The organism is Anaerococcus sp., from assembly GCF_030825785.1.
Lineage (GTDB): Bacteria > Bacillota > Clostridia > Tissierellales > Peptoniphilaceae > Anaerococcus.
This window is the reverse complement of the sequence record NZ_JAPJPG010000002.1, coordinates 18,055-44,547: the sequence shown is the minus strand read 5'-3', so window position 1 is coordinate 44,547 and position 26,493 is coordinate 18,055. Positions and strand designations below refer to the sequence as shown.

The 26,493-nt window shown below is 36.1% G+C and carries 20 protein-coding genes; 1 reads left to right on the top strand and 19 read right to left on the bottom strand.

All coding sequences use genetic code 11. From position 1 onward, the window contains the following. Nucleotides 1-9 precede the first annotated feature (9 nt). The 18 genes from rpsH to RCH56_RS00460 all read right to left on the bottom strand — a co-directional run bounded on the left by rpsH (nucleotide 10) and on the right by RCH56_RS00460 (nucleotide 10,170). The gene (gene rpsH, locus RCH56_RS00545; RefSeq protein WP_306483042.1) at nucleotides 10-405 is read right to left on the bottom strand and encodes a 30S ribosomal protein S8; all 396 of its coding nucleotides are present in this window, start codon (nucleotides 403-405) and stop codon (nucleotides 10-12) included. An 18-nt stretch (nucleotides 406-423) separates the two neighbouring features. Further along, a complete protein-coding gene (locus tag RCH56_RS00540; RefSeq protein ID WP_004836723.1) occupies nucleotides 424-609 on the bottom strand; it encodes a type Z 30S ribosomal protein S14 in 186 nt (61 codons plus the stop codon). 13 nt (nucleotides 610-622) lie between these two features. Next, the gene (rplE, locus tag RCH56_RS00535) at nucleotides 623-1,165 is read right to left on the bottom strand and encodes a 50S ribosomal protein L5 (protein ID WP_015778479.1); all 543 of its coding nucleotides are present in this window, start codon (nucleotides 1,163-1,165) and stop codon (nucleotides 623-625) included. A gap of 15 nt (nucleotides 1,166-1,180) precedes the next feature. Continuing rightward, nucleotides 1,181-1,489 (bottom strand): 50S ribosomal protein L24, encoded by a 309-nt coding sequence (gene rplX / locus RCH56_RS00530; protein WP_015778480.1) that lies wholly within the window; start codon nucleotides 1,487-1,489, stop codon nucleotides 1,181-1,183. Between the two features lie 9 nt (nucleotides 1,490-1,498). Further along, nucleotides 1,499-1,867, bottom strand: a complete 369-nt coding sequence (gene rplN, locus RCH56_RS00525; protein WP_306483041.1) for a 50S ribosomal protein L14 — start codon at nucleotides 1,865-1,867, stop codon at nucleotides 1,499-1,501. A gap of 19 nt (nucleotides 1,868-1,886) precedes the next feature. Further along, nucleotides 1,887-2,147 carry a 30S ribosomal protein S17 gene (gene rpsQ / locus RCH56_RS00520; protein ID WP_015778482.1) on the bottom strand — a complete coding sequence of 87 codons (261 nt, stop codon included), beginning with the start codon at nucleotides 2,145-2,147 and terminating at the stop codon, nucleotides 1,887-1,889. Between the two features lie 5 nt (nucleotides 2,148-2,152). After that, nucleotides 2,153-2,359, bottom strand: coding sequence for a 50S ribosomal protein L29 (gene rpmC, locus RCH56_RS00515; protein ID WP_015778483.1), 207 nt, complete (start codon nucleotides 2,357-2,359; stop codon nucleotides 2,153-2,155). 2 nt (nucleotides 2,360-2,361) lie between these two features. Beyond that, entirely contained in the window at nucleotides 2,362-2,790 is a 429-nt protein-coding gene (gene rplP / locus RCH56_RS00510) for a 50S ribosomal protein L16 (RefSeq protein ID WP_306483040.1), read from the bottom strand. A 36-nt stretch (nucleotides 2,791-2,826) separates the two neighbouring features. Continuing rightward, entirely contained in the window at nucleotides 2,827-3,543 is a 717-nt protein-coding gene (gene rpsC / locus RCH56_RS00505) for a 30S ribosomal protein S3 (protein ID WP_306483039.1), read from the bottom strand. A gap of 1 nt (nucleotide 3,544) precedes the next feature. Beyond that, on the bottom strand, nucleotides 3,545-3,892 hold the full coding sequence (gene rplV / locus RCH56_RS00500; protein WP_015778486.1) for a 50S ribosomal protein L22: 348 nt from the start codon (nucleotides 3,890-3,892) through the stop codon (nucleotides 3,545-3,547). A gap of 9 nt (nucleotides 3,893-3,901) precedes the next feature. After that, nucleotides 3,902-4,189, bottom strand: coding sequence for a 30S ribosomal protein S19 (gene rpsS / locus RCH56_RS00495; RefSeq protein WP_105301614.1), 288 nt, complete (start codon nucleotides 4,187-4,189; stop codon nucleotides 3,902-3,904). Between the two features lie 9 nt (nucleotides 4,190-4,198). Further along, nucleotides 4,199-5,032 (bottom strand): 50S ribosomal protein L2, encoded by an 834-nt coding sequence (gene rplB, locus RCH56_RS00490; RefSeq protein ID WP_306483038.1) that lies wholly within the window; start codon nucleotides 5,030-5,032, stop codon nucleotides 4,199-4,201. A gap of 11 nt (nucleotides 5,033-5,043) precedes the next feature. Then, complete coding sequence (rplW, locus tag RCH56_RS00485) at nucleotides 5,044-5,337, bottom strand: 50S ribosomal protein L23 (protein ID WP_015778489.1); 294 nt, start codon at nucleotides 5,335-5,337, stop codon at nucleotides 5,044-5,046. After that, a complete protein-coding gene (rplD, locus tag RCH56_RS00480) occupies nucleotides 5,337-5,960 on the bottom strand; it encodes a 50S ribosomal protein L4 (RefSeq protein WP_306483037.1) in 624 nt (207 codons plus the stop codon). The genes rplW and rplD overlap by 1 nt, the downstream gene beginning before the upstream one ends. Nucleotides 5,961-5,974: 14 nt before the next feature. After that, nucleotides 5,975-6,604 (bottom strand): 50S ribosomal protein L3, encoded by a 630-nt coding sequence (gene rplC / locus RCH56_RS00475; RefSeq protein ID WP_306483036.1) that lies wholly within the window; start codon nucleotides 6,602-6,604, stop codon nucleotides 5,975-5,977. Nucleotides 6,605-6,685: 81 nt separating this feature from the next. Next, nucleotides 6,686-6,994: a 30S ribosomal protein S10 gene (gene rpsJ / locus RCH56_RS00470; protein WP_004834653.1), complete on the bottom strand. Its 309-nt coding sequence runs from the start codon at nucleotides 6,992-6,994 to the stop codon at nucleotides 6,686-6,688. An 884-nt stretch (nucleotides 6,995-7,878) separates the two neighbouring features. Next, nucleotides 7,879-9,357, bottom strand: a complete 1,479-nt coding sequence (locus RCH56_RS00465) for a hypothetical protein (protein WP_306483035.1) — start codon at nucleotides 9,355-9,357, stop codon at nucleotides 7,879-7,881. Between the two features lie 36 nt (nucleotides 9,358-9,393). After that, nucleotides 9,394-10,170 carry a putative ABC transporter permease gene (locus RCH56_RS00460; protein WP_306483034.1) on the bottom strand — a complete coding sequence of 259 codons (777 nt, stop codon included), beginning with the start codon at nucleotides 10,168-10,170 and terminating at the stop codon, nucleotides 9,394-9,396. A gap of 822 nt (nucleotides 10,171-10,992) precedes the next feature. On the opposite strand from RCH56_RS00460, the gene RCH56_RS00455 reads away from it, so the two are divergent. Next, nucleotides 10,993-12,294, top strand: coding sequence for a Na+/H+ antiporter NhaC family protein (locus tag RCH56_RS00455; protein WP_306483033.1), 1,302 nt, complete (start codon nucleotides 10,993-10,995; stop codon nucleotides 12,292-12,294). 78 nt (nucleotides 12,295-12,372) lie between these two features. Here RCH56_RS00455 and RCH56_RS00450 read toward each other — a convergent pair whose 3' ends face one another. Continuing rightward, nucleotides 12,373-26,484: a SpaA isopeptide-forming pilin-related protein gene (locus RCH56_RS00450; RefSeq protein ID WP_306483032.1), complete on the bottom strand. Its 14,112-nt coding sequence runs from the start codon at nucleotides 26,482-26,484 to the stop codon at nucleotides 12,373-12,375. Nucleotides 26,485-26,493 lie beyond the last annotated feature (9 nt).

The window sequence follows — 26,493 nt, the reverse complement described above, 5'->3', positions numbered from 1 at the left end:
TATATCTCCTTACCATACGTAACAAATAACTTCGCCACCTACATTTTCACTTCTTGCAGCGCGATCAGTTAATAGTCCTTTTGATGTTGAAATGATTGCTGTTCCTAGTCCGTCAAGTACCTTAGGAACTTCATTTGCTTTTACATAAACTCTAAGTCCTGGTTTTGAAATTCTTCTTAGACCTGAGATTACTTTCTCACCATTTTCAGTATATTTTAAATCAATTGTAAGTATACCTTGTTTGCCGTCTTCTTCTACGTTAAATCCTGTAATAAAGCCTTCATCAAGCAGAATTTGGGCAATAGCTTTTTTCTCATTAGAAGATGGTAATGAAACACTTGTATGGTTTGCTTTGTTACCATTTCTGATTCTTGTTAGCATATCCGCTATTGGATCTGTCATCATAATATTATTCCCCCTTAATTACCAGCTTGCTTTTCTTACTCCTGGAATTTGTCCATTATTTGCAAGTTCTCTAAAGCAAATACGGCAGATTCCATACTTTCTTAAGTAGCCGTGTGGTCTTCCACAAAGTTTACATCTTGTATATTCTCTTGTGGAGAATTTTTGTTTTCTTTGTTGTTTAGCTCTTAGTGACTTTTTAGCCATTTTTGCTCCTTAATTATTTTCTAAATGGCATTCCCATTAATTCTAAGAATGCTTTTGCTTCTTCGTCTGTTTCAGCTGTAGTAACTATGCTGATATCCATACCATGTAGGAAGTCTACATCATCATATTTGATTTCAGGGAAGATTAGTTGTTCCTTGATACCTAATGAATAGTTTCCACGTCCGTCAAAGCTGTTTGGATTAATTCCTCTGAAGTCTCTTACACGTGGTAGAGAAATTGAGATAAGTTTGTCCAAGAAGTCATACATTTTTTCTCTTCTTAGAGTTACTTTTGTACCAATTGCTTGACCTTCTCTAAGTTTGAAGTTAGCTACAGATTTCTTTGCCTTTAGTTCTATTGGTCTTTGACCTGTGATTAATGCAAGTTCATCTTTTGCAGCATTTAGAAGATTTTGGTTATCTTTTGCTTCACCTAGTCCTACGTTTATAACAATCTTAGTAAGTTTTGGTACTTGGTGAACATTTTCGTATCCGAATTGTTCAGTAAGTTTGCCAACAACTTCGTTTTGATATTTTTCTTTTAATCTACTTGTCATAATATCTCCTTTGAACTAGTCGAATTTTTCTTCTGTTTTAGTAGATACACGAACTTTTTTGCCATCTACAAACTCTACTCTAGTTCTAACACCTTTTTTAAGTTCTTCTGAGTATAGAAGTACTTTAGAAGCATCGATTGGACATTCTTTCTCGAGTCTTCCGCTTTCAGCCCCCATTTGTGTTGGCTTTTGGTGTTTAATTCTAATATTTGCACCTTCGACTATTACTTTTCCTTCTTTTGGTAGGGCCTTTACTACTTCGCCTACATGTCCTTTATATTCACCTGATATTATTTGGACTTTATCGCCTTTTTTAATGTGCATATAATCCTCCTATAATACTTCCGGTGCAAGTGAGATGATTCTCATGAATCCTTCACTTCTTAGCTCTCTAGTAACTGGTCCAAAAATTCTTGTTCCAACTGGGCTTAAGTCGTCTTTGATAACGACTGCTGCGTTTTCATCAAATCTAATTGATGATCCGTCGCTTCTTTTAAGACCTCTTTTTGATCTAACTATAACGGCTTTAACAACAGCACCTTTCTTTACCGCTGCTCCGGGTGTTGCACTTTTAACTGAACAAACCACAACGTCTCCGATATTAGAATATTTTCTTCCAGTTCCTCCAAGAACTTTGATTACTGAAAGTTCTCTTGCTCCGGAGTTATCTGCAACTCTCATACGAGTTTCTTGTTGTATCATAATAATCTCCTATATCTAATTAAACAATTTCTGCTGCTTGGCTTACGCGAACGAGTCTCCATCTTTTTGTTTTAGATAGTGGTCTTGTTTCCATTATTACAACTGTATCGCCAACTTTAGCCTCATTTAGTTCATCATGAGCTTTGTATTTCTTGCTTCTGTTAATTCTTTTTTTGTACACTGGGTGTTGGATCTTTTCTTCAACTAAAACTGATATAGTTTTATCCATTGAATCAGATACGACAACGCCTTTAAGTACGTGTCTTCTATTTCTTTCCATGAAACTTAAGCCTCCCTATTTAAATTAAGCTTTCTTTCTGTTTGGATTGTCTTAACTCTAGCTATATCTCTTTTAACAGAACCTATAGCTGATGGATTTTCAAGTTGTCCTGTTGCAAGTCTAAAACGAAGATTGAAAAGCTCACTTTGTAAATCATATAATTGTTTATCTAAATCTTGGTCTGATAAATTTCTGATTTCTGCTACTTTCATCCTTATTCCTCCGTACCTGTAACTTCAAGTCTTTGGATGAATTTTGTCTTGATTGGAAGTTTTTGCGCTGCAAGTCTCATAGCTTCTCTAGCAACCTCTTCACTAACACCACTCATCTCAAATAATACTCTACCTGGTTTTACTACAGCAACCCAATATTCTGGAGCACCTTTACCAGATCCCATTCTTACTTCTGCTGGTTTCTTTGAAACTGGCTTGTCTGGAAATACTTTGATCCAAATATTTCCGCCTCTTTTGATATATCTTGTCATCGCACGACGAGCAGCCTCGATTTGGTTTGCTGTCATCCAAGTAGATTCTACTGCTTGAAGACCGTACTCACCATAAGCAAGTTCATTACCTTTGTGAGCGTAACCTTTCATTCTGCCTCTATGTTGTCTACGATATTTAACTCTTTTAGGCATTAACATAATAATTCTCTCCTAATTCTTTAAATAGCGATATCCTTATTTATTATTTGGACGTCTATTATTTCTTCTTCTTCTGTTGTTTCTTGGTTGTTTCATCTTTGGTTCTCTTTGAGCTTTTTCTCCTGGAAGAACTTCGCCCTTGTAGATCCATACTTTACAACCAATCTTTCCGTATTCTGTATCAGCTTCAGCAAATCCGTAGTCAATGTTTGCTCTTAGTGTTTGAAGTGGGATTGTTCCTTCTGAATATCCTTCGCTTCTAGCCATATCAGCTCCACCAAGTCTACCAGATGCCATTGTCTTGATACCTTTTGCGCCAGCTCTCATTGTTCTTTGGATAGATTGTTTCATAGCACGTCTAAATGCCACTCTGTTTTCAAGTTGGCTTGCGATATTTTCAGCTACAAGTTGAGCAGAAAGATCTTGGTATTTGATCTCTTCAACATTGATGATGATTCTCTTTCCTGGAGCAACTTTTTCAAGTTTTTTCTTAAGTTCTTCAACTCCAGATCCACCTTTTCCGATTACCATTCCTGGTTTTCCAGCAAATACTGTAATCTTAAGGTTGTTTACTGCTCTTTCTATTTCTATATCAGAAATACCCGCATCGTATACTTCTTTTTTAACTATTTTTCTGATGTTATAATCTTCAACTAATAGATCTGAGAAATCTTTCTTGTCTGCGAACCATTTTGAATCCCAGTCCTTGATAACACCTACTCTAAATCCTTTTGGGTTTACTTTTTGGCCCATCTTATTCCTCCGTATCTTCTATATCTGCTAGTACTACGCCGATATGACTTGATCTTTTTAGTATTGGATATGCAGCTCCTTTAGCCTTTGGATGCCATCTTTTCATTGTTGGTGCATCGTTAGCGTAAGCTTTTTTGACATAAAGATTAGCTCTATCAAGTCCGTTGTTGTTTTCAGCATTGGCAATTGCACTTTTTAGTACGTCTGAAAGAAGTCTAGCACCTTTTTTGTTAGTAAATCTTAAGATATTAAGTGCTTCGTCTACTTGTTTGCCTCTAATTTCTCTAGCTATATAATGTACTTTAAGAGGAGAAATTCTTTGATATTTAGCTATTGCTTTAACTTCCATTACTCTCTCCTATCTCATTTTGCTTTTAGCTTCAGTAGCCTTCTTAGCGTGGCCTCTGAATGTTCTTGTTGGTACGAACTCGCCTAGCTTGTGTCCTACCATATCTTCTGTTATATATATTGGAACATGCTTCCTACCATCGTGAACTGCGATAGTGTGTTCTACAAATTCAGGGAATATTGTAGAACGTCTTGACCATGTTCTTATAACTTTTTTCTCATTTTTTTCATTTAATTCGTCAATTTTCTTCATTAAATGATCATCGACAAATGGTCCTTTTTTTATAGATCTTGCCATTATATCCCCCTATTTTTCGTTTCTTCTTCTTACGATGTAAGCTTCAGATTGTTTTTTAGTGTTTCTTGTCTTAACACCCATAGCTTTCTTGCCCCATGGTGTCATTGGGCTTGGTCTACCGATTGGTGTTCTACCTTCACCACCACCGTGTGGATGGTCAACAGGGTTCATTACAGATCCTCTTACGTGAGGTCTTCTTCCCATATATCTGCTCTTTCCAGCCTTACCAACTCTGATAAGTTCATGCTCTGAGTTTCCTACAACTCCTATAGTTGCCTTGCAGTTTAGGTGAATCATTCTCATCTCACCTGATGGAAGTCTTAGTGTTGCGAAGTCTCCTTCTTTGGCCATAAGTTGAGCACCAACACCTGCACTTCTTACAAGGATTCCGCCTCTACCTGCTCTAAGCTCGATATTGTGGATTATTGTACCTACTGGTATATCTTTAAGTTCAAGAGCATTACCTGCCTTGATATCTGCTTCAGATCCTGATTCGATTACATCTCCTACCTTAAGTCCTTTTGGAGCAAGGATGTATCTTTTTTCACCGTCAGCGTAAGCAACTAGGGCGATGTTTGCAGATCTATTTGGATCGTATTCTATAGTTTTAACTCTTGCTGGGATATTATCTTTATCTCTTTTGAAGTCGATTATTCTATATCTTCTCTTAACTCCGCCACCACGGAATCTTACTGTTGTTCTACCTGTGTTGTTTCTACCACCTTTAGATTTAAGATCAACTGTAAGACTTTTTTCTGGTCTGTCTGTAGTTATTTCTTCGAATGTTGAAACAGACATATTTCTATGACCGTTTGAAGATGGTTTTAATTTTCTAATAGCCATTTAAACCCTCCTTATAGTCCATCGAAGTATTCAATTTCTGCACTATCTTCTGTTAAAGTAACGATAGCTTTTTTCCAGTCAGCTCTTTTACCATATCCGTATCTTGTTCTTACAGATTTTCCAGTATAGTTCATAGTTCTTACATTTTTAACTTTAACTCCGTCAAAAATAGCTTCTACTGCAGCTTTAATTTCTGGTTTGTTTGCATCCTTGTCTACTTCAAAGGTGTACTTGTTCTCGTCAAGCATTTCCATGCTTTTTTCTGTGATTATTGGTCTTTTGATTATTTCGTAAGGTGATCTCATTAGATAAATACCTCCTCAAGCTTAGCAATCGCATCTTTTGTGATAACTAACTTGTTGTGTCTTACTAAGTCGTAAACATTAATAAGGCTTGCTGATGCTACATCTACGCCTTCGATATTTCTAAATGATCTGTATACGTCATTGTCATTTTCAGCTGTAACAACGTAAGCTTTCTTGCCAGCATCTACTGCATTTAGTACTGCAGCTGCTTCTTTTGTCTTGTTGTTTTCTAGTTTTAGATCATCTAGTACGATTAGCTCTCCATCAACTACTTTTGATGTAAGAACTGAATATAATGCTTTTCTTCTTAGCTTCTTAGGAACTTTGTAGCTATAATCTCTTGGCTTTGGTGCAAATACAACTCCACCGCCTGTGTAGTGAGGAGCTCTGATTGAACCTTGACGAGCACGTCCTGTTCCCTTTTGTCTAAATGGTTTACGTCCACCACCACGAACCTCTGAACGAGTTTTCGCAGATTGTGTACCTTGTCTTTTATTTGCTAGTTGGTTTTTAACTACTTCATAAACTGAATGTTCGCTTATTTCAGTATTAAATAGAGTTTCGTTTAGCTCTAAAGAACCAACATTTTCTCCCTTAATGTTTAAAATATCTACTTTAGGCATTTATTCCTCCTTAATTAGGCTTTGATAGCTTGTTTGATTTGAACAAGTCCGCCTTTAGGTCCTGGAACTCCACCTTTAACTAAGATGTAGTTATCTTCAACACTTACTTTAACAACTTCAATGTTTTGGACAGTAACTCTTTCGTTACCCATCTTTCCTGAACCTTTTCTACCTTTGAAAACTCTTGCTGGGTCAGAACCTGCAGCTCTTGCACCTGCAACTCTGTGTGATTTTGAACCGTGGCTTGCTGGACCTCTTCCGTAGTTCCATCTTTTGATAGCACCTTGAGTTCCCTTACCCTTGCTTGTAGCAACAATATCAACTATGTCTCCAGCTTCAAATTGTTCAACTGTTATTGTATCTCCAAGATTTAATTCTGGAGTTTCATCTCCAAAGTTGATTTCCTTTAGGAATCTCTTTGTGCTAGCGTTAGCCTTTTTGAAGTGTTCTCTTACTGGTTTTGTTACATTCTTTTCTTTCTTGTCCATGTAACCAACTTGGATTGCGTTGTAACCGTCAGTTTCTACTGTTTTAACTTGTACAACTACGTTCTCGTCAGCTTTTAGGACAGTAACAGGAGTAATAACTCCATCTTCGTCGATGACTTGAGTCATGCCTACTTTTGTTGTAAATATACTCTTCACTGAGTACCTCCTTAATTACAGCGGATTGATGATCCTATCAATTCTTATTGATACGATTATCTTCAATCATCCTAATTACAGTTATAGTTTAATTTCGATGTCGACACCTGCAGGTAAGTTTAATTTCTTAAGTGCGTCTAAGGTCTTTGCATTAGGGCCTATGATGTCGATCAATCTCTTGTGTGTTCTTTGTTCAAACTGTTCTCTTGAGTCCTTGTATTTGTGAACCGCTCTTAGGATAGTAACTCTTTCTATCTCTGTTGGTAATGGAATTGGTCCACTTACTTCGGCTCCTGATCTTTTAACCGCTTCTACGATTTTTTCTGCTGAGCTGTCGATTACTTCGTGATCGTATGCTCTTAGTCTAATTCTTATCTTTTGATTAGCCATTTTTCCTCTCTCTTTCTTTACGCCCATCCGGGCGTTTGATACTATTATTTGGAAATCGCTTAGGATCATTCCTAAACTTGCTAGGTGAAAGTTTCCTCATGCCTTTGGCCTAAAACATAAGCAACATCTCACTTCACAGCACTTATATATACTACCTCAAAAACATTAATAAATCAAGTATTTTCTTAACTTTTTAAGCCAAAAAAATAACGACCTATAAACAAATCGGTAGTTATATCTCATAGCTTTTAACTAGCTGTCTTCTAATATACTAGGATTATTATAAATTACAAATTTTTTCTTAAGTTTTTTCGTAAAAACTTTATATCAATCCTAAAATTATATTATATATAGTAGATACATAAGCAGATTTCTCCACTTCGGTCGAAATGAGGGTGGATTTTTTTAGTCTACAGTCTAAGGATCTGACAGCCCCCTTATCTCGAGCGGAGCGAAGGGAAGTCGAGAGATCTCTGGTAAAATTTTAATGTCTTAAATCAAACAAAGAGATCCCTCCATTTCGGTCGACGGTAGCTTGCGGGCTCAGGCCAAAGACCTTCACCTCGCCAAGCCTCGATTAAGGTCTGCCATCAGCTCACTCTGTTCGCTGTGGCCAGAACCATTAGGGATAAGGGGTATTTGTAACTCCGTACTCTGGCTTGTTACTCAGTAACTTTTCCATGCTTTCGCACAAATAGCTAATTCAATGGCTTTTCCCTAGTCAAATAAGGGTGGATTTGACTTTTGCCTACGTGTCAACATCCCCCTATATAGATAGCCTGGAGATAAGCTCCACCCTTATCTCTAGCGGAGAGAAGCGGAGTCGAGAGATCCCTGGTAATTTTTAAATCTCTTAAATCAAAATAGTCTTCTATATATAAAGCTTATTTCTTATTTTTCTTATCGAGCATCTCCAAGTGGGCAGCGGCCTTCTTTAGGTATTCTTTCATTACCTTTATTCTTGCGTATTTCTTTTGCTTACCCTCTACTATAACCCAAGGAGCATAATCTACATTTGTCCTATCTAGCATTTCATTCATTGCTTCGATATATCTGTCCCATTTTTCTCTATTTCTCCAGTCCTCATCCGTTATCTTGTAGAGCTTATCTGGAGTGTTTTCTCTTGCCATAAATCTCTTAAGCTGTTCGTTCTTGTCTATGGTTACAAAGAATTTAAGGATAAGACTTCCGTGATCATAGATTTCCTTTTCAATGTCTAGGATTTCTTCGTAGGATCTGTTCCATTCTACCGTTTTTGTGAAACCTTCTATCCTTTCTACCATGACTCTCCCATACCAGGACCTAGAAAATATTCCCAAGTAGCCGTCTTCTGGTAGGTTTTTGTAAAACCTCCACAAGTAGTGGTGGGCTAGCTCATCTTTCGTAGGAGCAGAAATTGCATTTACCTTGTAGAGTCTTGGATCTACCTTTTTGACAAGCCTTTCTATAGCACCATCCTTTCCTGCAGCATCTACCCCCTCAAATACTAGGACAGTAGAGATCCCTCTTTGGTAGTATTCGAAGGCCATATCCCTCACTTGTTTTTGGAGGTCTTTTTTCTCCTTATCATATTCTTCGTCTGTTATAGTCTTTTCTAGGTCGATTTTTTCAAGGATTTTGACATGTTTTTTGTAACTTCTCTCTTGGTTTTCCTCATCTTTTTTCTGAATCTCGACCCTTTCAATCCCCATACTTATCTCATCAAGAAGGATGCCCAAGGCCTCCTTGCTAGCTTTTTTCTTATCGTTGGAATCTATGATATGCCAAGGACTTGTTTCGAAGTTTGTCGCATTTAGGACCTTCTCGAAGTGGACCTTGTAGGCTTCGTAGTTCTCATTTTCCTTCTTGTCTTCTTTCGATATATAAAAGCTCTTCCTGTTGGACTTTTTAAGCTCTTCGATACGCTCTTTCTGCTCCTTTTGATTCACATCGAGGAAGAATTTTACAATTATCATCTTGCTATCGTAGAGCATCTTCTCGTGCTTTCTCAAAGACTCTATCCTCTCATTTAAGAGATCTTCCTTTATATCTATATCATCAAAGAGTCTATAATAGAAGGATTTGGCGAAGATTTTGATATGACCATTACGGGGTGTGCTTTCAAAAAACCTCTTCATAGTTGGGAACTTATCGTCGTAGGCCTCATCCTTCTCGAAGACTTCTACGTCAAAATACTTAGGATTAAGCTCCCTACTTATATCATTTATCACATAGCCCTTGCCAGATGACTCGAAACCGTCAACCATGATTAGTATTGGAATCTCCAAGTTCTCGCAAATCCTGGCAAGCCTTGCCACTCTTTGGGCAAGGTCTTTTCTTTTAAAATCACTAAAGTGCATTTCTCTTTTCTCATTTAATTTCATGAATATCCCCCTTTTTTGATTAATACCCAATACTAATTACAAGTCTTTAAGTTTCTCCTCAATTCTAGCCCTAAGATTTGGATAAGCTCTGATAATCCTTCTCTCGGATTTCTTATCAAAAACTTTCCTTAAATCAAGCCTTAACCTCTCACCTTTGCTATCGAGACTTTGGCCAAGCTCGCTGCTTTCAAAAGCTTCTTTCCTATCCTTAAGGTCTAAGCTTCTTTCTGCGACCCTCTCTCCTATCTTATCTGAAACTTGCCTGATCCTAGCAGAAGACTTTTCAATCTCCCTGAACTTTTTGTTGACACCTAAAATCATATTGACAGTAGCAAGTAGATCTACAAAAAGGACTAGGGCAAAGATTAGGTCAAATCCTAAAAGAAATCTAGTAGAAAACTGACTTACTAATTGAGCTATTAGGGGATGAATTACTTCATATAAGATAAAGCAAAGTGCAGCCCATATTAGAGAAAACTCAAGGCATATGTAGCCTCCTATATTTAGGACCTTGTCAGAATAATCCCACCATTTCATATGAAAAAGCTTCTCCAAAACAAATCCTGTGATAAGCTCGATCAAACTTGCTATAAACATGGAAGCAATTAAGAGAACTAGCTTGTTAGAAGAATCCACCAAGCTTAAAAAGTACAAGACTGCCACAGCCCCAAAGCCGTATACAGGGCAATATGGTCCATTAAGGAAACCACTATTGACGAAAACTCCTCTCCTCATTGCCTTGAAGGAAACTTCAAGTATCCAGCCTATAAAGGCATAGATAAAAAAATAGGTTAAATAATATTCAAAATTCATAACTACCCTTTCTAAGAAAATTCGTATATTATAGATAATTATACCCACTTTGGGACAATAATATATTGATAAGAAAATTGATTAATAAAGCTTTACCCATGTCGAACACACCCATTAAGTCGGTCATACCACCCTTGTGTCGAGCGTAGCCTGGATATCTCTTGACATATACTATATATTCCTCATTCCGCCACCTCGAACCATAGGTGAGAGGTCTACAGAACATTGGGACGTGCTTTATTTAAGATTTTGTTATTTAGTTATTTACGTAGATAATTTAAACTTTTATAGCTACGTGTCATCATAGCCTGTAGATCTCTCAGTCGTGCCTCCTTCGAGATGGTGATAATTGTGTGAATTACTATTATTAAAAATTTTTAATCACTTGCACTTTTAATATGAGGCGTGAGGTTTCTCAGATCCTCTATTAGCTGGACGGGCTTGTTTCGGAGCCCGCAAACTACCGTCGAGCGTAGTTGATACATCTCACTGAGTTACCACCTCGACAGAGCGAAGTGACGAGAGGTCTACAGTCTAAGACGACATGTATAATTAAAGATAAAGTATATCTAAGAAACTACATTGATCTCAAGAGACTTCTCCACAAGGTCGAAGTAAGGGAAAAATTTTGCACAATGTAATTGTAAGCAACACCACACACCTTATTCCGAGCGAAGTCGAGACATCCCTATATTTAATAAAATAAATACACCTTATAATTATTTCTCAAGTAATTTTGAAATTTTTACATACTTGTGTTAGAGTGTTTAGAGAATATAAGAGCTTATAGCTTACACTTATCATAAATCGAGAGGAAACATCATGAAAGAAAATAATAAAATTTCAGCCAAGGCTTTGATCCCCTTTGCAATCTTCGTAGCCCTTTACCTAATCACAGGTCTAGTCCTTCAGGTTCGTGGAGTCGAGATGGCCTTCTACCAACTACCAGCCCCTATAGCAGTTTTTGTCGCAATCATCGCAGCCTTTTTTCTATTTAAAGGAAGTGTAGAAGATAAGTTCGATACCCTCGTTTCAGGTTGTGGAGACTCTAATATTATAATTATGTGCTTGATCTACCTACTAGCGGGAGCCTTCTCCTCCCTTGCCAAGGCATCTGGCGGGGTGGATTCTGTAGTTAACCTAGGACTTTCATTTATCCCAACAGGCTTTCTTACAGCAGGAGTCTTTCTCATAGCTTCATTTATATCAATAGCTACGGGATCGTCTGTAGGCACTATCACCGCCCTTGGCCCTATCGCAGTAGGGCTTGCTAATACTAGCGGTATAAGCCTTAGCCTAATGCTTGGAGCCTTGGTGGGCGGAGCAATGTTTGGGGACAATCTATCCATAATCTCCGATACAACCATAGCCGCAACCAGGAGTCAAGGCTGTGATATGAAGGATAAGTTTAAGATGAATGCTAAAATCGCCATACCCGCCGCTATCCTAACTCTTATCCTCCTTCTAGTATTCGGATCAACGGAAGTTACGACAAGTCCGACAGACCTTACTTACGATCTTTTATCAATTATCCCCTATCTATTTGTCCTAATAGTTGCCCTTATGGGAGTCAATGTATTTGTCGTACTTACTGGAGCAATTGGACTTTCCTCAGCTCTTTTGCTCCTAAGAGGATCTTCCATTATAGATATATCCCAAATTATCTGGGAAGGCTTTACAGGAATGTTTGAGATTTTCCTTCTATCTATGCTTATAGGGGGCCTGTCCCAGATGGTAGCAGAAGAAGGGGGAATCAATTGGATAATATCAAAGATTAAAATCTTCGCCAAGGACACTAAGACTTGTGAACTTGGCATAGGAGCCCTCGTATCCTTAGCGGATATTTGTGTCGCCAATAACACCGTAGCAATCATAATCTCAGGGCCAATAGCCAAGAAGATGTCTAGAGAATTCGGGATTGATTCAAGGCGTAGCGCTTCCCTCCTAGATATCTTCTCCTGTGTATTCCAAGGGATTATCCCCTACTCAGCCCAGGTCCTCATAGCGGCTAGCTTTACCGGAGGAGCCCTAGCTCCCTTTGAGCTTATTCCTTTTTTCTGGTATCAATTCATCCTTGGCGTCTTCGCTCTTATATCAATTTTTGCCCCTAGAAAACATAAATAATACGCCTAATTTTAGGCAAAAGAAAGCCCTAGCTTCCATTATTTGGAAGACTAGGGTTTTTCCTTTGTCTTTAGACTATTAGCTTAAAGGCTCTTTTTTCTTCTTAGTGTAGATTAAAACTCCTCCTAACATTACAACAAGTCCAATAATAGTAAATCCAATCCAAGCCCCTAAACCACTTGTCATTGGTAGGCTTAGTTTTTTATTTTCTATTTGGATAGGCTTATAAGCTTGTCCATTATCTTCTTTAGGTAATTCACTCATAGTTGTGAATGAATAAGAGTGTTCTACATATTCATCACCCTTGGTTCCTATGTGGAATGTTCTATCTTCACTTATATTATCACCTATTACAATATTAGATTTGATATCTAATTCAGAATTTAGGTAAAGAGATGAGCTTATTGTTAATACTATAGTCTTATTAGATTTAATATCTCCATCAGTAGATTGCTTCTCTAATTCTTTTACTAAGGAGTAAAGATCAATAGTCTTTGAAGCTTTATCGCCAGATTTATAATCTTTTGTTAAATCTAAAGTATAAGTCTTTGTAGTAGTTTCTTTATTATCACCGTCTACTAGATAAGCTGTCATACTAATAGCTTGCTTACGGTTAAAGTTATTATCCCAAATTTCAGACTTAAGTGGTAAATCTGACAATTTTATTGTAGATTTATCTTTCACATAAGTTATATCTTCATGATTTGGATTAAATCTCAATGTCATATTAGTAGTGTATGATTTTTGGAATACATCATTAGCCATACTAAATCCAGTTGTTTTCTTAACATCCATCGAAGTCTTGTATTTTTCTTCTTGAACCTTGCCATCTTTAACAACAAATTCTTTGACATAGTCTCTCGGTTTTATATAACTTGATGGAGCTTTTTCTTCTTTAAGAGCGTAGTAGCCATTTTCATGGAAAGTAAACTCAATCTTACCATCTTTTCCTGTAGTAAACTTATCTACTGGATTATATCCTGTTGGAGCAGTTTCATCTTTACTTAAGACTAACTTATCTCCATTAGCATTTTGATATAATTTAAGCTCAGTGTCAGAATATTCTCCAGTTTTTTCTTTCTTATAGAATACTTTAAATTCTGCACCTTCAAGTTTTGTTTCTTTGTTATTTGCATCGACTTTAACAAAGCTTATCTTTTGCTCTTTCTTATTTACTATTTCAATAGGTTTTATGGCGTGTTCTTCCTCATTGTTTGAAGCGTCTTCTGATGTGCCACTTACAGGTTTTATGATGTTATCTTTTCTAATGATTCTACCATTTTCATCTACATCAAATACTGCTACTGGATCTTCTGCCTTTTTATATCCATCTGGGGCAGATATTTCCATTACCCTGTAGCTACCTGGTTTAAGCATAGTGTATTCAAATACTCCGTCTTTACCAGATGTTTTATCTCTAGATGTATCTACTACCCATTGTCCTTCATTATTTTTATATTGAAGTTGGAATGTAGCTCCTTTTAGAGCATTGCCATCTTGGTCAACTTTTTTGAATTTTATTATATTTTCTGGGTTTACGGCTTGAATTTCTAGGTTTGCTTTAGCAGTGGCGTCATTTTCATATGCATAGTGGCCATCCCACCTTGTAACGTAACGGCCTGGATAATCTATCATTTGAAGCTTGCCATGCGCAACATAGGACGACTTATCTTCTCCACTTACTTTTCCTGTAACTTTGAAGATATATGATGAATTATTATTTAATCCATTATTAAAACTAATGCTTTCTTCTTGACCTGCACCTAGATATGACCTTGATCTTATTTGTACAGGTGCAGAAAGTCTAGGGTTATCTTCGTTTACACCAAATGATAAAGGCATTAACTCATCAAGGTTTACATTACCATTGAGTTTGTAATATTCGATATTCATGTTTTCAATATCTTGGTCAGGTGAGTAATAGAATCTTGACCTTGGAGTATTACTTCTATCTCTATTTACATAGTAGTAATGAACAAACTCACCTGTATCAGGATTAAATTTAATAATCTTTGATCCAAGATTTAGGTGATTTTGGGTCATTTCATACCAATTTCCATATTGATCTTGAGATTTTTCTCTTGCAGTCATTGAATCATATACGACATTAATACTGTTTGTTATCATGTCGTGACCGATAACTCCACGCCCAATACTTTCAGTGCTATTACTTGGTACTTTGTTTAGGTTGATATATGCTTTTAGCTTATTAGAAAATTCTACTAGGCTATAAGTGTCAGCATAGTCAGTGAAAGTATAAGTTATTGTGCCTTCTTTTCTATTATAATCAGCCTTAGCAATTGTACCTACTCCATCTGCAATTATATCAAGGTTAGTAATATGATTTTCCATTACTCCGTGAAGGTCAATATTATCGCTTAATTTTAGTACAAAATAATCTCCAGGATTAATCCTTAAATTAGAATCAATAGTGTATTTGTTATTAAATTCAAATACTTCTCCTAGGTGTGGGTGTATCTCTTTTTGATAATCAGATAGTAAACCTTCTTTTTTACTTTCTGGATTTAACACACTTAGTTTAGATTCAGATATTTTAATACTTTTTGATACATCTTTTCTTTTTGCAGGTGCTTCTCCTGCATAAGGGTCAAGTCCCTCACCACCTACTGTGAAGTTCCAAACTTGCTTGTTGTTGATATATCCGTCAGGTGATTTTACTTCTTCAAGTCTATAGTTACCTATATTTAAGCCAGTAAATTTAAGTGTACCATCTGGGCCAACTGTTTTTTCTTCATGTCTTCCTGTTTCTTTGTTGGTTAGTTTAAACTTTGCGCCTGGTAATTGCTCTGTGGCATTTATTGCATTACCTTCTTGGTCAACTTTCTTAACTGTGATTTCACCCTTACCTGGTTTCTCGTTTACGATTTTACCCATGTTTTTGGCAGTAGCGCTTGTTACGAAGTCAACTAGCTTACCGTCTTTTTCTGATGTTGATTTTTCTGGAACGTATTGGTAAACCCCATTTGCTTTGTCATATTCTAGTGAAATGTAACCGCTTGATCCATCAACAATTTTAATTTGCTTGATAGGATATTCGTGATTATCTGCTGTTACAATAATTAAATCATTTAGATTAACTATAGTATTTGTAGTAGGGTTTACAATTTTACTATTCTTAACGTTAATCTTCTTCGAATCCACGCTGCTTACTTTTATGATTTTGTTAGAATCATCTGGATTAACCATGTTTAAGTCGCTTAATTTGTAAACTTTAGTATCATTTTCTGAGAATTTAACATTAATAGATTTGATATCAACAACTTCTCCGCTCCCTGGATCTACAATCTTACCAGAGTTTGTCTTGATTGTTTCGACTGTAAATTGTAGAAGCGGTCCATTTATTGGCTTGTAGCCTTCTGGAGCTTTTACTTCTATAAGTTGATACCTACCTGGTTTTAATCCTCTAAATCCAAAGTATCCGTTAAAGGCTGATGATATAGTGGAACCTTCTACATCCTTGTAGCCATTGATTACGAATTCTTGAAGCTTGAATACTGCCCCTTCAAGTCTTCTCTTTGTAACTTCTTCACTATTTATATCTTCATCTTTATCATCACGACCGTGTTTTGAGAAGGTGATGTTATAAGTTTCTTCGTCATTTACTATATCCATACCTTCTGGCCCAACCTGAGTAGTCTTAGTAGAAGTATATAATGGTTTGATGCTTATACTTGTTGTAACTGAGTCAATGATTGCATCAGTACCATTAGAAGGCACTGCAACTATACCAGCGTATCTTTTATTTCCATATCCGTCATAAAATTCTTTGCTCAACCAGTTAGGATATTTTTGTCCATTAGGTTTATATGCTCCCCAAGGTGTAGGAGTTCCTTTTTTCTTAAGAACACCATTTACATATTGGTCTTTTTGGTATACAGAGCCAAAAGTTTCTGCTCCTGCTTGGTAGGAGCCTCCAAGTTTATAGTGTTGACTTCCGTTTTGGTATAAACCATCTGCTTGCCAGAAGTATCTTGGTGTCATGAAATCAACATTCATTTCTATTTTGCCAATATCTTCTTTTGTAATATTGTCGTCATAGAAACCTTCCACATCAATATAGTAAACGCCTGGGTCAAGGTTTAATTGGTCTTCGTCAAAGCCCCAATCAAAAGGTCTCCATCTAGCTGTGTTTACTACTGATACATCGTCGTTTGCTATAGTGTAGTTTCTAAAGATGTCATTTAGTTTTGCTTTATCTGGATCTCCGTTAAGACCAGTTATCTTGTAAGTTGATCTATAAGCAGTCTTTACACCTTCTTTTGTAGTTACTGGAGGTTGACCTGGAGCGTCCAATTCTTCTCTTTTTATTACTGGTTTGATTTGAACATTGACAGGACCATTATATTCCCTAGTATCAATATAGATTCTTTGGATATAAGTCTTACCTTCTGTATTGATATGAGTCATACGAGCTGCGTATTTAATACCGCTATTAGTTGTTTTTATTCCAGTAGTATTTCCAGAATTATCCAAGGCCTTATCAGAACTTACAAAAGAATTTGGAGTTTCATCTGGTCCTTGGTAGTCTGCCTTTAATTGGTTAGTTTCTTTATCTTCATATACGTGAATCTTCCAAGGAGCTTGAGCTTTTTTGTATCCTGATGGAGATTCTGTTTCTTCTAATAGATAGTAACCAGGTTGTAAGGCTAGGGTTTGTTCTTTACCTTCACTATCAGTAAATACTAACTTACCATCTGTGCCAGAGATTCCTTCTATTTTTGTAAAAGTTTTATCTTCTGTTGTATAGTTTTCATCTGTTGTTTTCTTTAAAGTGAACTTACCACCTTCAAGAGGTCTACTATTGGAATCTCTCTTGAATATTTTAAGATCAAGACCTGTTTGCTTGTTAGTGATTTTTATTAATTCGCCATCACTAGGTATAGCAATTTCACCTTCTTGTGGCCCTGTTATTTCTTTTTGTTTAAAAGAAGCAGCAATGCTTACAGCTTGATCTGGCATTGTAAACTTATAATTTCCTTGGCCATCTTTTGTTATAGGATTACCGTTATAAGTTAGGCTAGCTAGTTCATAGTATTCATCTGGATTTACATTTACTGTAACTTCTTCTCCATTTTTTGCACTAGCTTTTACGCTTACGCTACCATTTTCTGATGATTCTACACTTATTGGATAAACATTCTTTGGTTTTTCCTTAAATGTTGCTGTAACTGTAACATCAGATTTTGGCATTGTGAATTGGTTATTTTCATTCACATCAACGGTTTTTCCGTTGGCATATGTTACAACAAATTTATCTAATAGATAGCCTTCACTTGGAGTAGCAGATAATGAAACCGTGTCTCCCTCTTTTGCACTTGTTGGATTTGCACTTATACTTCCGCCTGTTTGAACTTGACTTACTTTTACCTCATAACTTGGTCGTGCGTCTACAAAGTGAGCTGTTAGTGCCACGCTGTAGGCTGGCATTGTAAATGTGATATCTCCAGCTGCTGGAAGATTTATAGTTTGCTCTTGTCCCTTATTATCGTTATAAGTTATCTTTTCTAACTTATAGCCAGGATCTGGCTTAGCTGTTATAGTAACTTTATCTCCAGCTTTTAGATTACTATTTGGACTTGCACTAATAGAACCATGTTCTACACTTTGTGTCCAAACTGAATATAATTTTGCTTTAAATGTAGCAGATACTGCAACATCACTTGCTGGCATTGTGAATGAATATTTTCCATCTGCCACATTCTTTGTTACATCTACTCCAGCTACTGTTAGTTTGTCAAGTTCGTATCCATCACTTGGATTTACATTTAGTGTGACATTTTCACCTTGCTTAAGATCAGTAGTTTTATTTGCTGTAACTTTTCCATTTGCTCCATTAGTAATATTCAGATCAAATGAAGAAACTAGTTTTTTATTTATTGAAGTTTCAGAATCATAAGAGTCAGCAATCCATAGACTTAAAGTGTCTCCCCATGGACCTGAGCCCTTAGAATAAATATAATCAACGCCCAAGCCAACTCCAAATTGAGGATTATATGATGTTTCTATTTCAACATACAAAGGTCCTCTAATTGTAGCTGGGATCTCAGACCTAATCCTTTGTTTCTTGCCAGTTGGTGTTGGATAAGTTTGTGTACAAGCCTTTGTAACATCTTTTATTTTTATTGGATTGTCCAAAGTTGATTTAGGATCTACTGTATAAATTTTATAAGTAGTCTTACCGCCATCACTTAAATTTATCCCATATTCTTCTGGCTGTCTATGGAATTGAACTTCTCTTTTTGAAGTAGAAGAATAGTCTTTTAGTAAGAAAACTTGTCTAAATTTCTTATCAACTTTATTGATTTCAGTAATTTTTGTGTTTCCTAAGTCCTTGTCTTGAATTCTATCTCTTCTTCCAGTAGAGGCATTTGGGTCAACTTTTTGCCAATCACTTGGTGCTCTTTGTGGACTAGGAATTGATTCTTCTGAAAATTCTAGTGTATTTTCAGCTAAGTCTAATCTTTCTCCAGCGTTAAATTCTTCCATAGATTTTAAGCTTGGGGTTTTTGCTAAGTTTTTATTAGCTAACATATCACTATTATTTTCTAAAAGACTGCTGTAGGCTAAAGTTCTTACTGGGGTGTTAGTATTTGCTCCGTTGGCTTTCGGATCAACTAGATTAGTATTTGCTGTAAGGCCTGTTTGTTTATTAACCTTGATATACTTAGAGCCATCAGATGTTATTCTTACAGTCCAGTCTACGTTTGATTTTTCGTAACCTGGTGCAGGTTCGATTTCTTCTAGTTTGTATATTCCTGGTCTTAGTTTATCAAAGGAAATTATACCATCTTTTCCAGTTGTGATTTCTCTTTCTTCTCCGCCTTCGCCAGGTCCAGTCAATCTAAACTTCGCACCTTCGATTATGGAGTTTTTAGCATCCTCTTTTACTTTTTTAAGTTTGAATCCGAATGTCTTGAACTCATTTGTTACATCTAAGGATCCTTCCCCTATATATGATCCTTCGATATTAGCATCAGTTGATACTACAGGAGATGCTTCTTTAATTACACTTGCTCTTTCGTAGTAGTCACTCTTCCAGTATGTTGTACCATTTTCTGTCCAGTCCATACCAGTACCAACTCCACCAGATTCGTCCTTGTATGGAACTTTAACGTCAACAACTAATGGTTTATCAGTTTCTGGGAAGTTTAATTTTAGTCTTTGTGGTTGACCGAAGCGAGAATTATCAACATCTTTTGTAACTTGTCTTGTGATTTCTGTTGCACCATATTCTGCAAGTCTGATGTCTGATATTACTCCTGTAACAGCTTTATCAAGCTTGTATACTTGGTAAGCTTCGTCACCTTTATACCAATCCATGTTTGGATATTCTGGTTTTTCTCTGTGAATTGTTGCAGAAGTTGCACCTATTTTAGCTGCTTCTGGGTTTATCACATATCTTTGGATGACATATTTTTCATCTCTATTTATACCAACAATTCTTGTACCCATTTTAAATGGATTGACGTTATTTCCTGTCCAACCTGTATATCTGTTGTCATATAAATTCCAACCGTCAAGAGATCTTCCTGCAACGTCTACCCAGTTAACATTAGGTTTTTCTAGGATTGAGTTTAATGTTGTAGTTGTTTCAGAACTTCCCATATAATTATAGACTTTTTTATTTCCATTCTTGTCTATTACAAGAACCCATTTTTTGTTAAGTTTATTGTAGCCTGATGGTGCCTTAGTTTCTTCTATTAAATATGTGCCTTCTCCAAGCGAATCAAATTCTACAAGTCCATTTTGATTTGAAGATTTTTTAATTGCTTGGAAGTTATTATCATTTGGTTTAGTGATTGTAAATTCTGCACCTTGAAGAGCTTTTCCATCAGAATCTTTCTTGTAAACACGGAACTTAGTTCCACTTGGTTTGTTGGATACTGGCATGATGATAATATTTTCGTTATTTCCAAAATATGACTCATCAGATCCAAGTATTCCTATTTGAGTAATTCTAACTGATCCGTCTGAATAAACATTTACTGACCATCTTTTCTCTGACTTGATAAAGTCCTTTGGAGCCCTGGTTTCTTTTAGGGTGTATGAGCCAGGAGCAAGATTTGTAAAGCTTAGTTCACCGTTCTTATCTGAAGTTCTATAGATGGTATTGTTGTTAGCATCTGTTAATTCAAATGTAGCTCCAGCAAGTTTGCTATTATTGGATTGGTTTGATTTTATTATCTTAAATTGTCCTGCTGTGTATTTCTTGTTTATTACACCGACATCTTCTTTATAATATTTAGGAGTTTCTCCACCAGTTTGATCTCCTTTTGCAAAACTTTTGTTGGCTCCACTTGCGAAGGCTGATTTTAGGTTGCCGTTGTTCATAACAAAGGCTCTCCATTTATTATTGAAAGCATCTATATCTGGGATCTTAAATCTTTGCTCAATAACATAACCTTCACCATTATTAATGCTAGGCATTTTTATCTTAAGTGGTTGATTTTTATCATCTATCAGTTTTCCATTTGGATTAATTTGACCCTTATCATAAATCAATGTAATACCATTTTGTGATATGGTCGCATTTTGATTTGGATCAACTGAAGCATTGAAAACTGGCCTATAAATATTAGGTTCTTGTTCTGCCCTAAAACCCATGGATAGTGGCATATAGTCATTAACTAAAAAATCATTATTTATTACTCTAACATTTGCCTCGGTACGGTAGATTTTTACCCTATCAAGGACTTGTCTTGGCTCAGTACCTTCTCCTACCCAATCAGTAATATTTCCTCCTTGGAATTTAGTTGTTATCCAGTTATAGTTAAGTGTTTTAGGATTAACTTTTTTATAAGGATTTCTATCGCCTATTACGTTGTAGTAGGATATTACATCTACATAATACTCTCCGTTTTCTTCATAGATTTCTCTAAAGTAGTAGTTTTGTACAGGCTCGTTGTTACCTGAATCATGGGCGTCGAAGAAAGCTTCAATGTTTTTGTCTAATTTTTGACCTGATATACCTGTTTGGTTTGGTTGTACTGTTATAGTAAATGGATAAGTGCCAGTATTCTTGGCATAATATTTACTTGGTATCATACCTATAAGGTCAATAGTAGCTGTTGCCGCTCCTCCATCAGTATTTTCATTAAATACATAAGTTAATAGATTAGTTTCATAGTTGAAATATGGATCTGCTACATCTTTTCCCTTTATTCTAAGTTTTGGAAAACCTGTAAAGTATTGCGTGAAGTCAAGGTTAGGGTCAAATTGAATTTCAAATCTATCACCTTTAGATGATCTAGATAAAGTGATATCTGCGTGATATTTTAAAGATTCGTACCTATAAGCTTCCCAAACTTTTGGTCTTTCACCACGACTGTAGGATTGGCCTTCGTTGTAGTCAAGCCATTGGTTAACACTAGTTACTATATTTTTACTAGTTCCACCAATTTCTTCTCCTTTATCAATAAAGTAATCTTGACCTGGTTGTGGTGTAGCTGATGAATTTTCAAAACGTGCAGTGTATCTTACTTCTTGAGACTCGTTAACTTCTACTTCGAAGTAGACACCGTTTTTCTCATATCCGTCTGGAGCCTTAACTTCTTCGATAGTATATCTTCCTTCTGGATATTCTCCAAAACTTGCCTTACCATTTTCGTCAGTAAATGCATTTCTAATAGTGTTTCCTTCGCTATCTTTTAATACAAATTCAGCTCCAGAAAGTCTATCCCTCTTACCATTAGTAAAAGTATTGGCAAATTTGAAAATTTCTATTGGTTTTTTCTTAAATGGAGTATTTTTAATAGTTATTGTTGGCTTATCATCTGCCCCACTTGGATTTTTGCTTAATCTTACAATTTTTTGAAGATTAGCTTGATTTGCTGTATCTTCATTGGTTAGCCAATCGTAATATAGGCTTGCTGAATTGTTTTGACCAATATTAGCCTTAACCTTTACCAAAAATCCCCAGTCGCCTGCAAATCTTTCTTTTGGGAAGTAGATTTGATAACCAGTTCTGCCTGTGTAAGCATCTGGTTTATTTGGAGTGCCAGTTATTTTGTTATTGTGTGATCCGTTAATAACATTGTTTCCAAGCATGGAAATATACTGATCAGCAATTTGTTTTTCCATACTGTATTTGACATTTTGCCTATATCCTGGAGACACATCGTAGGCTGTTACATCTGTAATATTTACACCTGGTATGGAAATATCAAGTCTTGTATTTCTATCAGTTACTCCACCTCGTCTTGGAGCTATTGGTTTTAGGTATAGGTAGAATTCTACATTACCACTAGCGTCAACTTTTCCATAATGCATAGCATTCATGTAGTCTGGATAGTTTGGATAATTGTTATGTTCTACTAGTTCTGTTTTACCTGCCGCTTGTGAAAAATCAGCGTTTTTACCAGATACATTAACTTCACCATTATCTGATATACTTATGGTCTTATTTTCCCCATCTAACTTGTAGCCGGTTGGTGCTTTTGTTTCTTGGAATGTATAAGTTCCAGGTGGAATATTTGTGAATGTGGCTTCACCGTTCGCATCTGTTACTACACTTACTCCAGTTCCCAATAAGTGGAAGCTTGCTCCTGGAAGCTTATCACCAGTTTCGCTATCTACTTTTACTATTTTAAAAGTAGCTGGCTTTTTATTATCAACCTCCATTAGTGAGTTTAGTATGAAGTGGTTCTTGTCGTTGTAGTTATAGTAACTTGTATTTTCGTTGTATTTATATTTTTTTGTTCCTATAGTTACATTTTCTGTAAGGAAAGTTTGTTTTATTTTATGATCAATAAAACTAGCTTCGCCTTTTTCATTTATATTCCAATACTTAACATTAGGAACTGTGATAATTCTTTGTTTGCCAGTTTCTTGTGCATCTACATGAGCACTTCCTAAATTATTTCCACTTTTGTCAACAACATTTATGTCTTGGGCAGGCATTTTTTCATAGCCTTGTGGAAGATTCCAGTGTTGGTCTATAGGAAGGTCTTTGAATCTTGATATAGAAACTCCAGAAATGCTGTAGTTATTTGGTTGGACTGGGTTTGTTAAAATTGTATCTAATTCATAAACTGCAATGTTTCCTACTGCTTGGTAACCTGACGGATTTTCGTTTTTAGAAGGCACACTATTTAATACGGCACTACCATCAGTACTACCATTAACAGTCTTCACAACCATGTTACCATTTTCATCTAAACCATAAACGGCAGATTTGCCAGTTTTAAATGTTTGATTATCTAGAGTTCTAGTTTCAAGAGGAAGACCTAAATTTCCATCTCCTGATGAAATTCCATCTGTAATTATCCACTTAGCTGTACTATTTGATGTGAATTCCCCTTGAATTGTAGTTCTGTTGTTAATACCAACTCTAGTTGGTGTAGCGGTGTCAATTCTATCTTGGGAATAACCTTCTTTTTGAACAAGTCTCACTGCTCCGGCTTTTTTCTTTTCTTTTAATAAGACCGAAATATCAAGCATATATGAATCTTGTTTATTTGTTACTGGTGTATAGAAAGTGTATACAAGTTCTTGTGATGGAGAATTTAAATTATGGTGTTTTGAATCGACTATTCCTAGTTTTCCTTCTAATTGATCTGCAAAATCAGCATTTTTCAATTCAGTACCATTTAATTTAGCATTTTGAATTTCCCCAAGTCCTGAACCTTCAACTGTTGTTAGGTTTAGTTTTAATCCAAGTGCTTTCAAATCTTGGTTAGAGCTTATCCTTATGCTCCAATTAATTCCTTTCATCTCTCCATTTTCTACAACTGGAGTTCCGTTAGAATCAGTATCTACTTTATAATCGCCATTTTTACCGTCTATTACTTGGATTACATCATCTCTTCCTGGTTCTATGATTGATCCTGCTGGGTTACCATTTCTGTCGATCTTTTGTGGAAGAAGATCTTTTGGTGCCTCCACTCCAATGCCTGATACTGTGTTAGTTACTGTGAAATTACCATTAGAATCAACTTTTATGTTCTCCACATTATAGTCAACAGGAATTTCTAGCGGTATTTGTAAATCTTTAGTTATTTCATTTTCCAACTTGTAAGTTATAGAATTTGTAGCTTTATCATAAGTTGGTTTTGCAATAATATTTCCATCTTTATCTGTTATAGCTTTTAGGCTTGTTGAATTATTTACTGTGAGTTTATCATCTAGCTTGATAGTAAATGTTTGAGTCGTAGGAATATTTCCATTTTTTACTGAAGCATCAAATCTTGTTCTAATTATAAATTTCTTTTTCTTTAGATTTTCCTTTTCTGCAGCAGTAAGATCATTTGATTCCGTAGCAGCCACAAGCATTTGTGGACTAAAGTTCTTGTCGGCATCTTTTTCTATTAGCTTTTTGATAGCAGGGCCATTGTCATCCATAAGCTTGGCTTGGTCCGCCTTAGAAAGTTTGTATTTTTCTCCAAAGCTTGTTAGTAGCTTTTGGATTTCTGCTAGGCCGTTTGACTCGTCAGCTAGGGCCTTTTTTAATTCCTTGTCTGCCTTTTGGAGGTCAGTTTGGCCGAAGAAGCTCTTTACTCCTTCAAGTAGGCCCTTCTTTTGAGGCGCATCTTTTAAGTCTTCCTTTGCTTCTTCTTTTTTATCTTCGACTAGTTGGTCGAACTCTTTTTTCTTTTCTTTCTTTTCTTCTATTGTGGCAGGGGTTTTATTTTCTTCTTTCTTTGAAGCTTCGTTTTCGTCTGCTTTCTTGTCGGTATTTTCTGAATCTTTGTTAGAAGTTTTTTCTTCTTTTTCTTCAGGCTTATTTTCGCTTGTTTCTTCTTTTATCTCGTCGGAGTTTTCTTCTTTTGTCTCTTGATCCTTGTTCTCTTCTGAGGATTTTTCTTTTGCCTCAGATTTATCTTCCGCCTTATTCTCTTTGTTATTTTTATCTTCTTTGTTGGCTGATTTATTTTCTTCTATCTCAGTCTTCTTATCTGAGCTAGCTTTCTTTTCGACTTCAGTCTTTTTATTTTCTTCTGCCTTAGGTTTTTCTTGTGACTCTTTCTTATCTTGAGCCTTTTTCTCCTCAGCTTCTTTTTCTTCCTTAGATTTACTTTGGACCTCAGTATTTTCCGCAGGGTCTTCGTCGTCGTCTTCGTTAGACTTTTCTTCTTCCTTAACAAATCTAGGGCTCTTTACTTCTCTTCCATTTACCCCATAGTTCTGGGTCTTGGTGTTAGCTCTGTCTACCTTTCCTACTAGGCTAAGTTTTAGTAGATATCCTACTGGGACATCTAGGTCAATCTTTTCTTGGTAAGGGATATTGGTTGAGAATTCTCTTTGAAGCTCAAATCCTTTCTCACCTGCCTTGTAGTAGTCAAGTTTGATTTCTGCATCTTCCTTCTTTATATTATCTAGGGATATTTTATATTCGATTTTGTTTTTCTCTAAGGATTTGCTTTCTTCATCAGCCTTATCTTTGGATAGGATGTAGTCTGTGTAGACAATCCTATCATCTTTTCCGTCTTCATCTTCTTTGATGTAGGTGATTTGTCTTAGGTCGTCTTCCTTTTCTTTGACACTGGTTAGTCTCAATTCATTAAGATCAGGATCGTCTTCATTTTCATACTCTATAAATTTATGAGAAATTCTTTGAAGGTCGATATTATATCCATCAATATCCAAGGACATGTCGAAGGAATAAAGCTTCTTGGTATCTATAACTTCTTTATCGATTGGAGCTTCTAGGACGTATTCGATGGAACCTTCTACACTTGGGCTTGTGATAGCTAGAGAATTTAGACCGTCTTTGTCGCTTTTCTCCTCCCTATAATCGATATTTGCCCCATCTTCTGATAGGTCCCTTACTTCCTTGACACTGATGTCTCTTAGGCTTTGGTTCTTGTTTGTGGCAAGAGAAAGGGTCATCTTTCTTTCTGGGTCATGATCGGTATCTTTGATCTTTTCTACTTTTATAGTATATATTATTCCGTCATGATAATCGTTTAGACTTGCCTTGTGGCTTATCTTGTAAGCTCTCCTGTCAGTTTCGGATAAAACGATACCATTGCTTGTATCATCATTAGTTTCACTCTCTTCAACATACTCATCTTCGTATTCGCTATTATCAGCGATTCTGATGGATGTTGGCATTTGCTTATTCTTGTTTTTTGACAGGCCAATAGCATAGACATTGCTTGGTATTGATATAGTTATAGCCAAAGTCAATGCGAATAGCTTTAAAGCAAATTCTTTTAATCTACCTTTCATAAAATCCCC

What these genes read in the sequence shown, in the direction of transcription:
- RCH56_RS00540 (WP_004836723.1), bottom strand. Translation starts at nt 609, where the DNA reads ATGGCTAAAAAGTCACTAAGAGCTAAACAACAAAGAAAACAAAAATTC.
- rpsJ (WP_004834653.1), bottom strand. Translation starts at nt 6,994, where the DNA reads ATGGCTAATCAAAAGATAAGAATTAGACTAAGAGCATACGATCACGAA.
- rplP (WP_306483040.1), bottom strand. Translation starts at nt 2,790, where the DNA reads ATGTTAATGCCTAAAAGAGTTAAATATCGTAGACAACATAGAGGCAGA.
- rpsH (WP_306483042.1), bottom strand. Translation starts at nt 405, where the DNA reads ATGATGACAGATCCAATAGCGGATATGCTAACAAGAATCAGAAATGGT.
- rplX (WP_015778480.1), bottom strand. Translation starts at nt 1,489, where the DNA reads ATGCACATTAAAAAAGGCGATAAAGTCCAAATAATATCAGGTGAATAT.
- rplV (WP_015778486.1), bottom strand. Translation starts at nt 3,892, where the DNA reads ATGGAAGTTAAAGCAATAGCTAAATATCAAAGAATTTCTCCTCTTAAA.
- rplE (WP_015778479.1), bottom strand. Translation starts at nt 1,165, where the DNA reads ATGACAAGTAGATTAAAAGAAAAATATCAAAACGAAGTTGTTGGCAAA.
- rplD (WP_306483037.1), bottom strand. Translation starts at nt 5,960, where the DNA reads ATGCCTAAAGTAGATATTTTAAACATTAAGGGAGAAAATGTTGGTTCT.
- RCH56_RS00450 (WP_306483032.1), bottom strand. Translation starts at nt 26,484, where the DNA reads ATGAAAGGTAGATTAAAAGAATTTGCTTTAAAGCTATTCGCATTGACT.
- RCH56_RS00460 (WP_306483034.1), bottom strand. Translation starts at nt 10,170, where the DNA reads ATGAATTTTGAATATTATTTAACCTATTTTTTTATCTATGCCTTTATA.
- rplN (WP_306483041.1), bottom strand. Translation starts at nt 1,867, where the DNA reads ATGATACAACAAGAAACTCGTATGAGAGTTGCAGATAACTCCGGAGCA.
- rpmC (WP_015778483.1), bottom strand. Translation starts at nt 2,359, where the DNA reads ATGAAAGTAGCAGAAATCAGAAATTTATCAGACCAAGATTTAGATAAA.
- rpsQ (WP_015778482.1), bottom strand. Translation starts at nt 2,147, where the DNA reads ATGGAAAGAAATAGAAGACACGTACTTAAAGGCGTTGTCGTATCTGAT.
- RCH56_RS00465 (WP_306483035.1), bottom strand. Translation starts at nt 9,357, where the DNA reads ATGAAATTAAATGAGAAAAGAGAAATGCACTTTAGTGATTTTAAAAGA.
- rplB (WP_306483038.1), bottom strand. Translation starts at nt 5,032, where the DNA reads ATGGCTATTAGAAAATTAAAACCATCTTCAAACGGTCATAGAAATATG.
- rpsC (WP_306483039.1), bottom strand. Translation starts at nt 3,543, where the DNA reads ATGGGCCAAAAAGTAAACCCAAAAGGATTTAGAGTAGGTGTTATCAAG.
- rpsS (WP_105301614.1), bottom strand. Translation starts at nt 4,189, where the DNA reads ATGGCAAGATCTATAAAAAAAGGACCATTTGTCGATGATCATTTAATG.
- RCH56_RS00455 (WP_306483033.1), top strand. Translation starts at nt 10,993, where the DNA reads ATGAAAGAAAATAATAAAATTTCAGCCAAGGCTTTGATCCCCTTTGCA.
- rplW (WP_015778489.1), bottom strand. Translation starts at nt 5,337, where the DNA reads ATGAGATCACCTTACGAAATAATCAAAAGACCAATAATCACAGAAAAA.